Here is a 13,664-nt window from a genome sequence, read left to right as displayed (position 1 = left end):
CGCCCGGAGGAGCGGGCACGGTCCACCCCCGAAAACCCCGCCCGAGCGCTCGCCTGGATGGACGCGCGCGGGCCCACCCCAGGAGGACACCTTGCCGCTGTCGCTTGTCGCGGCCCTGGCCCTCGCCGCCACCCCGGCGCCGGCCAAGACCCAGCCGTTCAACCACCACGACATGATTTCGATGCGCCGGCTGAGCAACCCGCGCGTCTCTCCCGACGGGACCCAGGTCGCCTACGTCCTGCGCTCCACGGATTTGGAGGCCAACCGCGGCCGCACGGACTTGTGGCTCGTCGGCGTCGACGGGAGCGCCCCGCGCCAGCTCACCTCGCACCCGGACGCGGACTCGGACCCCACCTGGGCCCCGGACGGCAAGAGCCTCTTCTTCCTGTCCTCGCGCGGCGGCTCCTCCCAGGTGTGGCGCCTGCCCATCGACGGCGGCGAGCCCACCCAGGTGACGAAGCTCCCCCTGGACGTCGGCACCTTCCGCCTGTCCCCGGACGGCGCGCGGCTGGCCGTGTCCATGGAGGTGTTCCCCGACTGCGCTGGTCTCGACTGCAACACCCAGCGCGAGGCGGAGCGCTCCAAGCGCAAGGCCACCGGCCGCACCTACGACAAGCTCTTCGCGCGTCACTGGGACACGTGGAAGGACGGCCGCCGCTCGCACATCTTCGTCGTCCCCGTGGCCGGCGGCACGCCCGTGGACCTGATGAAGGGCATGGACGCGGACGGCCCCACCAAGCCCTTCGGCGGACCGGAGGAGTACACCTTCACGCCCGACGGCAAGAGCGTCGTCTTCACCGCGCGCGACGTGGGCCGCACCGAGTCCTGGTCCACGGATTTGGACCTCTTCGTCTCCCCCATCGACGGGAAGGCCAGGCCGCGCAAGCTCACCGAGAAGAACCGCGCCACCGACACCAGCCCCGTCTTCAGCCCGGACGGCAAGTCGCTCGCGTACCTGGCCATGTCCCGCCCCGGCTACGAGGCGGACCGCTACCGCGTCATCGTGCGCGCGTGGCCCGGCGGCCAGGAGCGCGTGCTCGCCGAGGATTGGGACCGCTCCGCCGGCGGCCTCGCCTGGAGCCCCGACAGCAAGACGCTGTTCGCCACCGCGGGCCACATCGGCCAGCAGCCCCTGTTCGCGCTCGACGTGGCCTCGGGCAAGGTGCGGCAGATTACGAAGGACGGCACGGACGACTCGCCGCAGCCGGCCGCCGGCAACCGCCTGGTCTACGTGCACGATGACCTGGACTCGCCCGCGGACCTGTTCGTCATCAACCAGGACGGTACGGGTACCAAGCAGCTCACCCAGGTGAACCAGGACACGCTCGCGCGCGTGCGCTTCGGCGGCTTCGAGCAGTTCGAGTTCCCGGGCTGGAACAACGAGACGGTGCGCGCCTACGTGGTGAAGCCGGTCGACTTCGACCCGAAGCGCCAGTACCCGCTGGCCTTCCTCATCCACGGCGGACCGCAGGGCTCGTTCGGCAATCACTTCCACTACCGATGGAACCCGCAGGTGTACGCGGGCCGCGGCTACGTGGCGGTCATGGTCGACTTCCACGGCTCCACCGGCTACGGGCAGGCCTTCACCGACGCCATCCGCGACGACTGGGGCGGCAAGCCGCTCGAGGATTTGCAGAAGGGCCTGGCCGCCGCGCTGCAGCGCTACCCGTTCATCTCCAAGGAGAAGAAGTGCGCGCTGGGCGCCAGCTACGGCGGGTACATGATCAACTGGATTGCCGGCAACTGGGCGGACGGCTTCAAGTGCCTGGTCAACCACGACGGCATCCTGGATGAGCGCATGGGCTACTTCGACACCGAGGAGCTGTGGTTCCCGGAGTGGGAGCACAAGGGCACGCCCTGGGAGAACCCCGAGGGCTACCGCAAGCACAGCCCCATCGAGCACGTGGGCAAGTGGAAGACGCCGATGATGGTGATTCACGGCGGCCAGGACTTCCGCGTGGTGGAGACGCAGGGCCTGGGCACGTTCACCGCGCTCCAGCGCCGCGGCATCCCCTCCAAGCTGCTCTACTTCCCGGAGGAGAACCACTGGGTGCTGCGCCCCGCCAACAGCCTGCAGTGGCACGACGAGGTGCTCGGCTGGCTGGACCAGTGGACGCGCAACTAGCTCACGCCTGAAGCCGTCCCGGGGGCCCTTCGCGCGGAACATCGCGCGAGGGGCCCTTCCATGTCAGGGGTGCCTCAGGGGACGACGAAGCACTCGTCGATGCAGTGCTCCAGGTACTCCGAACAGCTCCGGTCGGAGATGCAGTCGGCACACTCGGCCACGCGCTCGCGCCGCTCGTCCGTGTCCCGGTCGTCAACCCAGTCGTTGATGCGGTCCGCGCACTTGCCCGTGTCGTCGCTGCCCGGGAAGCACTCCTTGCGGAGGTCACAGATGGTGTCGGCGTTGCTGGAGCAGCCGGTGAGCACCGCTCCGAGCGCCAACAGACTCGTCACTGCGAGGGTTCGGATGGACATGTCGTGGTGTCCTACCGCACCCAGTGACGTCCTGGAATAGCCCTCGGAGCGGCGTGCGGGACTAGTTCTTCTTCGTGCCCATGTCGCCGTGGCCCGCGTGGTCCTTGTTGCCAGCCGGAGCGGGCGAGGCACCGGAGCCGCCCACGGCCATGCCGTCATCCAGCTTGCCCAGAATCTGCCAGGCCTGCTCGCGGTGGGCGGGGACCTTCTGGGTGAGCTCGGTGAACATCGCCGTCAGCTCGGGGCTGGCCGAGGGCATGCCCTGCCGCGCGGCGAGCACCTTGCCGAGCACGGCGTCATGGTCGCCCACCTGGGCCGCCATGTAACAAGAGTCGAAGGGCGCGCCCTGGAGGACGGTCAGTTCCTCCATCGTGGCCTTGTCCTGGGCCATCATCTTCTTCTCCACGTCGTTCATGGCCTTGGGCATGTCCGAGAGCTTCAGGCCCTTGCTCTTCGCATAGGCCATGAGCTTCTCGTCCATGGCGGTGTGGTCCTTGACCATCATCTCGCCAAAGGAGCGCACCTCGGCGTTCTGGGAGTTCTTCTGCGCGAGCTGGCCCGCCTGGATTTCCTGCTGGTTGGCGTAGTGCAGCCGCTCCAGCAGGGCCTTCTCATCGGTGGGGGCCATGAAGCCGCGGTACTCGGCCATGCCCTTCTGCGTCGTCGAGGGCTTCATGGCGGGCGCCGCCGACGCGCCGCTCTGCGCGAGCGCCGCGCCACCGGTGAACAGGGAGACCGCGAGGGCAAGGCCAGGAAGGGTGCGCTTCATGTGGACTGCTCCTTTCACGTCGGGAATCCAGCACTGTCGGGCCGCGGGCACGCACCTTGGGCCAACGCGTGGTCCGCGGTGCGCAGCGCGGCGCGGGTCCGTGCGACAGCGCACGAACGCCGATGAGGACGTGGGGCAGTCAACGCTGGGACTGTACGGGTGTCGGACCAGAGGTGTCGGGTGCCTCACTTCCCCGGCGTGAAGCTAGGCACCCCCTGACAGGTCGGCTGCGCGCGCACAGGCCCGCTCGCTCCCCGGCCCGACGGGCGCGAGGGACGTGCGGGGTGGCCCGCGTTCGCGGGCGACAGGCTCCTTCGACAACGGCCTGCGTCGAGGGCGGGCCGCCTTCAGCGGTCGGCGTCGGAAACGCTTCGAGGGCAAGAGCGCCTTCCGCAGCCGGCGTCGGGCGCGCTCGAACGCAGAGCGCCTTCAGCGGCCGGCGTCGGGTGTGCTCGCGGCGGGAGCGGCGGGCGCCTTGGGCTTGTCGCCGCCGGAGGCGGGCACGCTGGTGCCGGACAGCTCCGCCTCCTCCTGGAGGAACCTGCGCGCCAGCTCGTCCACCTCTTCGGGCTTCAGGCCCGTGAGCACCGCGGTCGCCGTCTTTGCGCGGCCCGCCAGCTCTGCCTCGCCGAGCGCGCCGTGGATGCGCGTGAGCGCCACGTGGATCTCCGGGTCGAACGGGTCCGACGCGAGCGCCTCCAGGTACGCCGTCTTCGACTTCGGGTAGTCCTTGCGGTGCAGGAGGATGCGGCCCAGGTGCACGTTGGTGGCGGGCGCGCCGGGGTGCACGCGGAGACTTCCGCGCAGCACGCTCTCCGCCTCGTCCAGGCGCTTGAGCTCCAGGAGCGTCAGCGCGTACTTGTTGGAGACGGACTCGTACTTGTCGCCCACCAGCTTGTGCGCCTTGGCGTACTCCTCGGCGGCGGCCTTCACCCGGTTGCGCTCGCGCAACAGCTCCCCCAGGTGCGCGAACTTGCGCGCGGGCACCTCCTGCACCTCGTTGAAGTCACCGAAGGAGATTTCACGGCCCTTCTTCTCGCCGTCCTCCTTCACCTTGCCCTTGGCGTCCTCCTTCAGCACCACGCGGTCGTCGCGCGGCACCAGCTCCATGGGGAAGGGCTGCTTCTTGATGTGGGCGAGCCAGGCCTTCTCGAACAGGCCGAACGGCATGCCCATGGCCGTCTCCACCGCCTTCTTGTCGGACTGGCCGGCCTTGAGCCCCTGCACCACGGCGCGCAGGCCCGCGGCGCCCTTGGACTGGTGGACGTAGTCGATGGCGTAGAACACCTCCGCGAACGCGGTGGCCGCGTCCTCCGCGGTGGGCAAGAGCGCGATGGACGGGTGCATCTTCTCGAACGGGATGAGCTTGTCCGCCTTCACGCGCTTGCCGAGCAGCGCCTGCGTGGAGGGCGTCATCGCCAGGCCCGCCTTGCCGCGCCAGCGCGACTCCAGGAACTTGGCCAGGCCCTCGTGCAACCAGATGGGCACCGTGTTGCGGCTCATCTGGCTGACGACGAGGTGGATGTACTCGTGCGCCAGCGTGTCCTGCCAGTCGTAGCCCTGCGCCACCGCCTTGGGGCTGGTCACCATCAGCTTGTTGAACTTGCAGATGGCGATGGTGCCGGTGGTGCGGATCTGCTTCTCGGTGAGCGTGCTGACCTTGGCCAGCTCGCGCGCGTTGTTCACCACCTCCACGCGAATCTTGCCGCCCGGAGGCGTCCAGCCCAGGTCCTCCGCCATGGCGCGGTGGATGGCCTCCAGCGTCTCCAGCGCGTACGGCACCAGCACCGCCTCCTTCCCCTTGGGGTAGAGGAAGATGAAGTGCTCGCTCTCCGCGCGCTGGTGGTTCTTGACGATGTCGCGCGTGTCCTTGGCCAGCCGCAGGTAGCTGCCCGGCTTGTCCTCGATGTTGGCGCCCTGCAGCAGGCCCACCGCGTCGTCGTAGCGGCCCTCCTCGAATGCCACGCGGCCCTGGTAGTACTTCAGGGGCTCCACGTCGGCGGGAATCAGCGCCTCCACCTCGGACAGCTCGCGCCGGGCGCCCGGCACGTCCCAGTCATCCAGCGCCGACTCCACCTGGCCCAGGCGCGTCTTCACCTCGTCCTTGAGCGAGGACTCCTGCGCGGAGGCGGGCATGGCCGCGCACAGGCCCAGCGCCAGCACCAGCGCTCCCCAGTGATTCATCCGGGCGTCCCTCACTTCACCAGCTCCTCGTAGTAGCGCTTCACCTGCTCGCGGTACTTCTCCGGCGCGCCCTGCTTCATCGCGTCCAGCAGGTCCTTGCGGAACTCCTTGGGCGCCTGGAAGGCGTCCTCGTCGGGCAGCTCCACCTGGTCCTTGGGGTCTCGTCCGGACTGGCCCTGCTTGCGCCCGCTCATGCCGCCCGGCAGCGGCAGCCCGCCCTTCCTGCCCTTCTGGCCCTGCTGCATCTGCTGCTGGAACTGCTTCAGGCCCTCGAGCGCCGCCTGCTGCTCGCCGTAGCCCCGGCCCGGGTCCTTGCCCTGCATGCGCTGGGCGGCCTCACCCATGCGCTGGCCCACGCCCTCCATCTGCTGCGCGGCCTCCTCGCCGAACAGGGGCGCGGTCTGCTCCATCTCCTCCATCTGCTGGCGCAGCCCCTGCGCGCGCTGCTCCAACTGCTGCTGCTGCTGGGCGAGCTGCTGCAGCTGCTGCTTCTCCTGCTGGGACAGCTGCGAGCCGGGAGGAGGGAAGAGGTTCTGGAGCTGGCGGTTGACGTCCTGCACGTTGCGCGCGTCGCGGTCCAGCCGCTGCGCCAGCTCCGAGGACTGCTGGCGCACCTCGGGCGGGTTGCCGAACATCTCGTCGAGCTGCTTCTGCTGCTCGCCCATGCCGGCCAGCTGGCGGGCGGCGTCCTCGGCGCGGGCGGCGGCCTCGGCGGCCAGGTCGAAGTCGTTCACCTTCAGCGCGTTCTCCACGTTGGACAGCTCCGACTGGGCCTCCTCCAGCGGGCGCGCGGCGCGGCTGTTGAGGTGCTCCGGGTTGAGCTTGTCGTAGCTCTGCTGGGCCTGCTGCACCTTGCGCAAGAGCTCGTCCTTGATGGCCTCGCCGCGCTGGGAGAGCTTCTCCTTGTTCTGCGCCCGGGCCTGGTCGCGCAGCTGGCGCGTCTGCTCCGCCACGCGCTGCTGCTCGTCGACGGTGCCCTTGAGCTCCTCCATGAACTTGCCGAACTTCTCGGCCAGCTCCGGGTACTGCTCGCCGCCGAACTCCTCGTTGGCGTCGTCCAGGCCCTTGAGCATCTCGTCCATCTGCATGCCCAGCTCCTGCAGCTTCGCGAGCGCCTCGTCCGTCTTGCCCTCGCGCATCAGCTTCTCGACGTCGTCCAGGGCGGACTGCAGGTCCTGCTCCTTCATCATCTCCGACAGGGCCTCGGCGTTGAGGTGCTCGTCGCGGATGCCCTTGCGCATCTCCGCCATGCGCTGCATCAGCTCCTGGATGCGCGCCTTGAGCTGTTGAATCTGCTCCATCACCGCCTGGCGCGCGGCCTCGTCCGGGTTGGCCTTGAAGTCCTCGATGAGGCGCGACAGCTCGCGGCGCTCGCCGGCCAGCTGCTTGGCCATCTCCTGCAGCGCCTCCAGCTTCTGCCGGTCCAGCAGCGCCTCCAGGTAGAGGATGTCCTTCTCCAGCTCGGTAATCTCCTCCGTCACCACGGCGGTGAGGCGGTTGCCGGTGCCCCAGTCCTCGCCGCGCGAGCGCTGGGTGCGCAGGAACAGGCGGCGGAAGTCCGCGGTGCCGTTGATGTGGCTGCCCAGCGACTCGGAGATGTTGGCCAGCGCGGAGACCAGCTCGGTGGGGACATCGCGCTCGCGCGACAGCGTCTGCGCCAGGGTGCGCATGTCGGTGATGAGCTGCTGGCCGCTGGTGTCCACCGCGCCCGCGGCGGCGATGGCCTGCGCGTCCTTCTGCTTCGCGCGGTCAGGCCCCTCCAGGCGGTCCGCCAGGTGGTCCACCATGCGGCCCCAGAGCTGCTCGGCCTTCTCCAGCGCGGCGCGGTGGTGCTCGGCGGCGGAGTAGATGCGCAGCACGTGCGTGCGGCTGACGCCCTTCTTGGGTCCCTCCACCGCGTCGTTGTCCTGCGCCTCCACGAAGTACGTAATCCGGTCGCCCGCGTCGACCTTGAGCGAGCCCAGGTCCCACGTGTACGTGTCGCGGCTCCGCCGGCCGTCCTCGCGCCGGAGCGGCACGCGTGTGTCCTGCTGCGCGCCGGGCGTGCGGAAGACGAGCGACAGGCCGGACAGGCCGTAGTCGTCGGTGGCCTCGTACTTGAGCGTCACCTTCTGGCCGGGGTCCACCTCCAGCTCCGCGGCGGGCGTCAAGAGCGACACCTGCGGCGCCTTGTCCGCCTCCACGGTGAGGGGGATGTCGGGGCCCACGGCGATGGGCTTCTCGCGCGTGCCGTAGAAGGCGAAGCGGTAGTGGCCGCCCTGCTTGGCGACGAAGGTGCCCGTCAAATCCCGGTTGCCCGTCACCTGGAGGGGCAGGGCCTCGCCGTTGATGACCAGCTCCGCGCGCTCCACGGGGCGGTCCGAGCGCGTCTTGATTTGAATCTCCGTGCCGGCCGGGGCGCTCACCGCGCCGTCGGTGCCGGGGACGGTGCGCTGGGACAGGCCGGTGTACGCGGGGTAGCGGTACGTCAGCTCGATGTCGCCCGTAATCGGTTCGACCTGGGCCTTGGCCTCGGGCGTCTTCGCGGTGTCGAGCACGCGCTGGACGCCCGCGGCCCACTTCTCGCCGAACAGGCCCATCACCAGCGCGAGCAGCAGCAGCACGCCGCAGGCGGCCAGGGCGGTGCGCTGCGCGGGGCGCGAGTCGACGACGGAGCGCGCGTCCACGGTGCGCACGCGCGTGTCCATCTGCTGGAGGAAGGCCTGGGCCAGCTCGGGCGAGCCGTTGGCGTGCGCGCCGTCCTCGCGCATCAGCTCCACGGCGGCGAGCACGTCTAGGGACAGCTCCGGGCGGCGCTCACCGACGAGCCGCGCGGTGAGCGTGTCATCCCCCACGCGGCGGCGCGCGAGCCACAGCCCGAAGACACACGCCAGCGCCACGCCCACCGGCAGCGCCAGGCCCAGCAGGCTGCCGCCCAGGCGCGGCGCCCACAGGCCCAGCAGGCCTCCGCCCACCCACAAGACGCACGCGGCCAGGAACCCCAGCGCGGTGCCCTGCAGCCACAGGTAGCGCCGCTGGCGCTGGCGCACGGAGGCCAGGAGCGCCCGGACCCCTTCGCCTCGCGAGCGCCGGCCCCTCGACGCGGGGGCGGACGGAGGGGGAGGTGGCGGGGGCGGCAGCTCGGGGCCTGGGCTCTGCGGGGTGTCGAGATTCACGCTGTCCTGTCCGCTCGTTCGCGAGGCAACCCCCGACAGGGGTGCCTATTTCCCGATTCTCTAGCAACGTCCGACGCGCCGCGAGGAGCTTGGACACGTCGATTTCGCTCGGGACGCGGCGAGGGTGTCCGACGCACGAAGGACGCGGCCGACGGAGGGTCCGGGAGGCAACGCGCGAGGGCCGTGCCCTTCGTCCCGACGGGGCGCGCCAAGTGCCCGTCATGACTCGGAAGCGGGCCAGGGCTCGGGGCTCGGATGCGCCCTGGGGCACGGGATGGCGAGCACCTCGTCTGGCGGGCAGGCGGGGGAGCGGCCCACGCACGAACGGGAAGGGACGGAGGCGCCTCGCCGCGCTCGAGCCACGCGGGGGCCACTCACTCCGGAGGGGCGGCGCCGAGGTCCTCGGCCCGCGAGGGGGGCGGGCCGTGACGCTGCTCGGCGACGGACTACTTGCGGACCTCTTCCTTGCGCGCCTCGTCCGCGCCCATCTCCACCTCGGACGGCTGCAGCCCACCCAGCTCCTGCGCGAGCGCGGTGAGCACGTCCTGGGTGGCGAGGATGCGCGAGCGCGACAGCCGCCCGAGCACGCGCTGCACGGCGGACTCGACGGTGCCCTCGGAGGGGATGTCGAGCGAGCGCCCCGCCTCGGTCAGCGCGAACAGCGCCTTGCGCCCGTCGAGCGGATCCGACTTGCGCTCCAGCAGGGCGCGCTTCTCCAGCCGCTTGAGGACACCCGTCAGCGTGCTGGGGTGGACGTGGAGGATCTGCGCGAGCGTCCCCGCGGTGATGCCGGGGAAGCGGCCCACCAGCCGGATGACCAGCCGCTGCGGACCCGTGAGGCCCAGCGTCGACTCCATCCGCTTGGAGGTGGACTGGAGCCCGTGGTCCACGGCCCACAACAGCCGCATGAACTCGAGCACTTCGCCGAGGGGCGGCCCCTTGAGCCGCTCGCCTTCGTGAGGTTCCGGTTCCCCGGTGGCCGCGTCCTTCATGCCTTCATCTTCCTTCACCTGCCGTCTCCCTGTCTCTGCCATGTCCATGGAGCCGCGGGAGGTGTCCAATCCTCGGGGTCCCCCGCCGCCAGATGGCGTTGTCTATCAGTCACTGAGGACAGAAGGGTGGGGCTTTCGTGCCCCGGCCCCGCAGGACCCCTCAGGGGAGCGCCCGGCCGCCCACCCCGCCAGGTGGGGGCCGGAGCGCCGGATTCCTCGGCGGGCACTCCGGAACATGGAAGGCCCGAGGCCCTCCCCGGGAGGGGAGGGCGGGACGCTCAGGGCGCGGGCGCCACGGTGGGCTTGGGGGCGGCCGGGGCGGGGGGCGCCTTGTTGGCGGGCGCGGGGGGGGCGGCGGGCTTGGGCTCCTCGGGCTCGGGCGGCATCTGGATGCTCTTGCCGCGCTCCTGCGCGATGCGCCGGTACCAGCTGTCCGGGTACTTGGGGTGGTTCACCTTGCCCTGCTCGTCGCGGACGTTGCCGTCGATGTACTTCACGAGCAGCGTCTCGCCGAGCTTCCTCCAGCGCGTGTGGACCTTCTCGCCCTGGCTGAGCGAGTACTCGGTGAGGTAGCGCCGGGCCTCCTCGGGGCTGCGCTTGTAGTGCTCCAGCGCGGTGCGCTCGATGTCGGCCTGGTCCGCGAGGAACTGGCCCTCCAGCGCGCCCTGCTCCTTGTGCACGTCCACGGACATGTCGCTCCAGCGCGCGTAGGCCTGGTTGGACACCCAGTTGAACACCCAGAAGGACGAGTCCCAGGAGAAGCTGCCCCGGCTGGCCACGCCCTGGGCGAAGTTGCGCGGCACCTCGCGGATGCCCGCGTACATGGGCGTGTAGACCGTCATGGACGTGTCATCCACGCCGAACCACAGCACGCCGCCGATGGGGGCGGGCATGGAGGCGCGCATCTGGGCGACGAAGGAGAAGCCCGTCTGCTGCGTGGAGATGGCGCGCTCGTGCACGTACTTCTTGCCATCCACCTCCCACGTCATCGGCCGCCACCGGTACGGCAGGGCGTAGGGGCCCGCGCCCACGTCCTTCGTCATGTCGAGCGGCGTGCCGTCGAAGTGGTCGCGCATCAGCGACATCACGTCCTGCACGGACAACTTCTTGTCGGGCTTCACCCACAGGGGCAGCCGCTTGTTGGGGGCCGAGCCGTCCGCGTACTCCGGCCCGAAGTTCTTCGACGGGGCCGCGCGCCGGAAGATGCTCCACACGCGCGCCTCGGAGAAGCGCTGCCCGCCGAAGTCGAGCGGGTTGTACGTCTGGGCGAAGCTGAAGTCCTTGTCCGCGCCCTTGAACCAGCCCTTCTCGCGCGCGAAGGAGATGACGTCCTTGGAGAAGAGCACGTTCTCCGGGTCGTTCATCGGGAACTGCTCGATGCGCGCCTGGTTGGCGTGCGCGGTGATGTGGCCCTCGGGCAGCTTGCGCGCCACCCACACGGCGCCCTTCTGGCCCGCGCCCTTGCCAATCATCTCCAGCAGCCACGCCTCCTTGGGGTCGGCGATGGAGAAGGACTCGCCGCCGGACGCGTAGCCGTGCTCGGCCACCAGCGTGGTCATGACCTGGATGGCCTCGCGCGCCGTCTTCGCGCGCTCCAGCGCGATGTAGATGAGCGAGCCGTAGTCGACGATGCCGGCGGGGCCCTCCAGCTCCTTGCGGCCACCGAAGGTGGACTCGCCGATGGACAGCTGGTGCTCGTTCATGTTGCCCACGACGGAGTACGTCACCGGGGCCTCGGGGATGCGCCCCAGGTGCTTGCCGGTGTCCCACTCGATGATGTCGCGCTGGGCGCCCGCGGCGTGGCGGCGGGCGGGCGTGTAGTACAGCTCACCGTAGAGCTCGTGGGCGTCCGCGGCGTACGTCATCAGGGTGGCGCCGTCCGCCGTGGCCCCCTTGTTGACCAGCATGCTGGTACACGCGAGCACGGGCGGAGCGACCAGCGCGGCCGACACGGGCAGCGCGGTGAGCAGTCGGGGCAGTCGTCGGTTCATGGCGGCGGATGCTCTACCAGCCAGGGCCCGGATACAAACGTCCGTTGCGATGCGCCGGGGTGTCCCCGGGCTTGCCCCCTCACCCAGCAGTCGCCGCCCGGGCCACGAAGGGAGAAAACCCGGGCGGCGACCTTTCCCGAAAGAATGGACTCGTTGCGTCAGTTGTTCGTGGCGACCACCTCCTTTCCGTCCGCCGGCATGAGGACCTGCTCCACCCGCAGGGTGGTGGGGCCGTCGAGCGCGAGGTGGGGCTTGAGCTTGAGGAACTTCTTCTTGCCGAAGCCCTTCACCCGCACGAGCTCCTCCACGCGCTGGAAGCGGCGCTTCTCCCGATGCTGGATGATGCGCTGCGCCGCCTTCTCACCGATGCCCGGGAGCAGGTCGAGCTGTGAGGCCGAGGCCTCGTTGAGGTTCACCACGCCCGTGAACTGGTGGCGTGGCCTGGCCGCCTCCGCTGCGTTGGGCCACCCCACCCAGAGGCCCACGAGCAGCGCCGCCCACACAGCCCTCACGAGTGGCCACCCACGGGCGCGGCGTCCAGGCCCACCTCGCCCGCGTAGCGCCCGCCCATGCCCGGGGTCTCGCGCTTCTCCGCCGCCTCCCGCACGTGCAGCTTGCCGTCCAGCGGCAGCACATCCAGCAGCACGTTGAGCGAGCCGTCCTTGTTCACGAACGCGCTGCCCGCCCTCACCCAGATGCTCCCGCCCTTGCCCTCACGAATGGAGAACACCGCCAGTCGCTTCCCCGCCATCAGCATCATCCACCTCCACACTCGACACCGCGCCACCACGGCGCGGACCGCCTCATTCGTTCGACCGCCTGAGGTCGACTCCGGCATGAGCAGCCGTCGTGCCAGCGCGTGCTCCCTCTGGAGAGGTGGTCGCGCCACCGTGCGTGTGCGCGCGAGCCGTCCCACCGCGAGGACGGGCGACGGGACTCCAGCGGCTTCTCGCGAGGCGAGAGCGTCACGGTGGACGTGGGGATGAACCGTGTCGGGGCTCGGGAATGAAATCGCGGGGCGTTTGCTAAGACGCGCCGTGCCGCGTCACCCGCCGTCTGGAGGTTCCATGAAGGCCGTCGCCGCCGTGCTCGTCCTGTTGCCGTGTCTCGCGCTCTCGCAGGAGCGCGACTTTTCCCAGGTGGAGGTGCGCGCGACGCCGGTGGCGGGCAACATCCACCTGCTCCAGGGCGCGGGTGGCAACATCGCCGTCTCCGTGGGGCCGGACGGCCAGCTCATGGTGGACACCGAGTTCGCGCCCCTCGCCGACAAGCTGCGCGCGGCCCTCAAGAAGCTCGGCAGGCAGCGGCTGGCCTATGTGGTCAACACGCACGTGCACAGCGACCACACCGGAGGCAACGCCGCCTTCGGACGCGAGGCGACGCTCATCGCCCACGCCGCCGTTCGCGAGCGCATGTCCAAGCCGAGGACGCGCCGCGGGGAGACACTTCCTCCCGCGCCGGAGCACGCGCGCCCCGTCGTCACCTTTCAACAAGGCCTGAGCCTCTGGTTCAACGGCGAGGAGGTGCGCCTGACGCACCTGCCCGCGGGCCACACGGACGGCGACAGCGTGGTGCTCTTCGTCGGCAGCAACGTCCTGCACACCGGCGACCTCTTCTTCGCGGACCGCTTCCCCGTCATCGACCTGGAGGCGGGCGGCAACGTGGAGGGCTACGTGCGCAACGCGGAGGCGCTGCTCGCGGGCCTGCCTCCCGGCGTGCGCATCATCCCGGGCCACGGACCGCTCAGCGGCCGCGAGGCGCTGGAGCGCTTCGTCGCCATGTTGCGCGAGACGACGACGCTCGTGCGGCGCAAGAAGGTCGCGGGCAAGACGCTGGAGCAGGTGAAGGCCGAGGGCCTGCCGGAGAAGTTCAAGGGCTTCGGCGAGGGGCACGTCAAGACGGACCGCTGGCTGGAGACCGTCTACACGGGCCTGGGCGTGGCGGCGCCGGGCGCGCGTCCCTGAGGGGCCCTTCATCCCCCTCGCCGCTGCCTCGCGAGCAGCCCGGCCCGTCAGGCAGGCCCGCGTGGCGCCGGCTGGGGAGCCAGGCTTGCGCCGGGACTCCTTGGACATTCGACAGGGCCATGTCACACGGT

The 13,664-nt window shown here is 70.4% G+C and carries 10 protein-coding genes; 2 read left to right on the top strand and 8 right to left on the bottom strand.

The window, feature by feature from the left end:
• Window positions 1–91 precede the first annotated feature (91 nt).
• Window positions 92–2,125 (top strand): S9 family peptidase, encoded by a 2,034-nt coding sequence (locus K8625_RS11110; protein ID WP_223746929.1) that lies wholly within the window; start codon window positions 92–94, stop codon window positions 2,123–2,125.
• 74 nt (window positions 2,126–2,199) lie between these two features.
• On the opposite strand, the gene K8625_RS11105 is transcribed toward K8625_RS11110, so the two are convergent.
• The 8 genes from K8625_RS11105 to K8625_RS11070 all read right to left on the bottom strand — a co-directional run bounded on the left by K8625_RS11105 (window position 2,200) and on the right by K8625_RS11070 (window position 12,326).
• Window positions 2,200–2,478, bottom strand: coding sequence for a hypothetical protein (locus tag K8625_RS11105; RefSeq protein WP_223782698.1), 279 nt, complete (start codon window positions 2,476–2,478; stop codon window positions 2,200–2,202).
• 61 nt (window positions 2,479–2,539) lie between these two features.
• The gene (locus K8625_RS11100) at window positions 2,540–3,247 is read right to left on the bottom strand and encodes a DUF4142 domain-containing protein (RefSeq protein ID WP_223782697.1); all 708 of its coding nucleotides are present in this window, start codon (window positions 3,245–3,247) and stop codon (window positions 2,540–2,542) included.
• A gap of 429 nt (window positions 3,248–3,676) precedes the next feature.
• Complete coding sequence (locus tag K8625_RS11095) at window positions 3,677–5,431, bottom strand: tetratricopeptide repeat protein (protein ID WP_223782696.1); 1,755 nt, start codon at window positions 5,429–5,431, stop codon at window positions 3,677–3,679.
• 11 nt (window positions 5,432–5,442) lie between these two features.
• Window positions 5,443–8,586 (bottom strand): DUF4175 family protein, encoded by a 3,144-nt coding sequence (locus K8625_RS11090; protein ID WP_223782695.1) that lies wholly within the window; start codon window positions 8,584–8,586, stop codon window positions 5,443–5,445.
• A gap of 446 nt (window positions 8,587–9,032) precedes the next feature.
• Window positions 9,033–9,578 (bottom strand): MarR family winged helix-turn-helix transcriptional regulator, encoded by a 546-nt coding sequence (locus K8625_RS11085; RefSeq protein WP_223747243.1) that lies wholly within the window; start codon window positions 9,576–9,578, stop codon window positions 9,033–9,035.
• Window positions 9,579–9,856: 278 nt separating this feature from the next.
• On the bottom strand, window positions 9,857–11,569 hold the full coding sequence (locus K8625_RS11080) for a dipeptidase (protein WP_223746933.1): 1,713 nt from the start codon (window positions 11,567–11,569) through the stop codon (window positions 9,857–9,859).
• A 158-nt stretch (window positions 11,570–11,727) separates the two neighbouring features.
• Window positions 11,728–12,081 (bottom strand): helix-hairpin-helix domain-containing protein, encoded by a 354-nt coding sequence (locus K8625_RS11075; protein WP_141330867.1) that lies wholly within the window; start codon window positions 12,079–12,081, stop codon window positions 11,728–11,730.
• Complete coding sequence (locus K8625_RS11070) at window positions 12,078–12,326, bottom strand: hypothetical protein (protein ID WP_194869429.1); 249 nt, start codon at window positions 12,324–12,326, stop codon at window positions 12,078–12,080. The genes K8625_RS11075 and K8625_RS11070 overlap by 4 nt, the downstream gene beginning before the upstream one ends.
• A 310-nt stretch (window positions 12,327–12,636) precedes the next feature.
• Between K8625_RS11070 and K8625_RS11065 the strand changes: the two genes are divergently transcribed.
• Window positions 12,637–13,533 (top strand): MBL fold metallo-hydrolase, encoded by an 897-nt coding sequence (locus tag K8625_RS11065; RefSeq protein WP_223782694.1) that lies wholly within the window; start codon window positions 12,637–12,639, stop codon window positions 13,531–13,533.
• Window positions 13,534–13,664 lie beyond the last annotated feature (131 nt).

The sequence above is a fragment of the Myxococcus sp. AS-1-15 genome (assembly GCF_020037055.1).
Taxonomy (GTDB): Bacteria; Myxococcota; Myxococcia; order Myxococcales; family Myxococcaceae; genus Myxococcus; species Myxococcus fulvus.
The sequence above is the reverse complement of the archived record's forward strand: the minus strand, read 5'-3'. Positions and strand labels throughout refer to the sequence as shown.

What these genes read in the sequence shown, in the direction of transcription:
- K8625_RS11105 (WP_223782698.1), bottom strand. Translation starts at nt 2,478, where the DNA reads ATGTCCATCCGAACCCTCGCAGTGACGAGTCTGTTGGCGCTCGGAGCG.
- K8625_RS11100 (WP_223782697.1), bottom strand. Translation starts at nt 3,247, where the DNA reads ATGAAGCGCACCCTTCCTGGCCTTGCCCTCGCGGTCTCCCTGTTCACC.
- K8625_RS11095 (WP_223782696.1), bottom strand. Translation starts at nt 5,431, where the DNA reads ATGAATCACTGGGGAGCGCTGGTGCTGGCGCTGGGCCTGTGCGCGGCC.
- K8625_RS11085 (WP_223747243.1), bottom strand. Translation starts at nt 9,578, where the DNA reads ATGAAGGACGCGGCCACCGGGGAACCGGAACCTCACGAAGGCGAGCGG.
- K8625_RS11080 (WP_223746933.1), bottom strand. Translation starts at nt 11,569, where the DNA reads ATGAACCGACGACTGCCCCGACTGCTCACCGCGCTGCCCGTGTCGGCC.
- K8625_RS11070 (WP_194869429.1), bottom strand. Translation starts at nt 12,326, where the DNA reads ATGCTGATGGCGGGGAAGCGACTGGCGGTGTTCTCCATTCGTGAGGGC.
- K8625_RS11065 (WP_223782694.1), top strand. Translation starts at nt 12,637, where the DNA reads ATGAAGGCCGTCGCCGCCGTGCTCGTCCTGTTGCCGTGTCTCGCGCTC.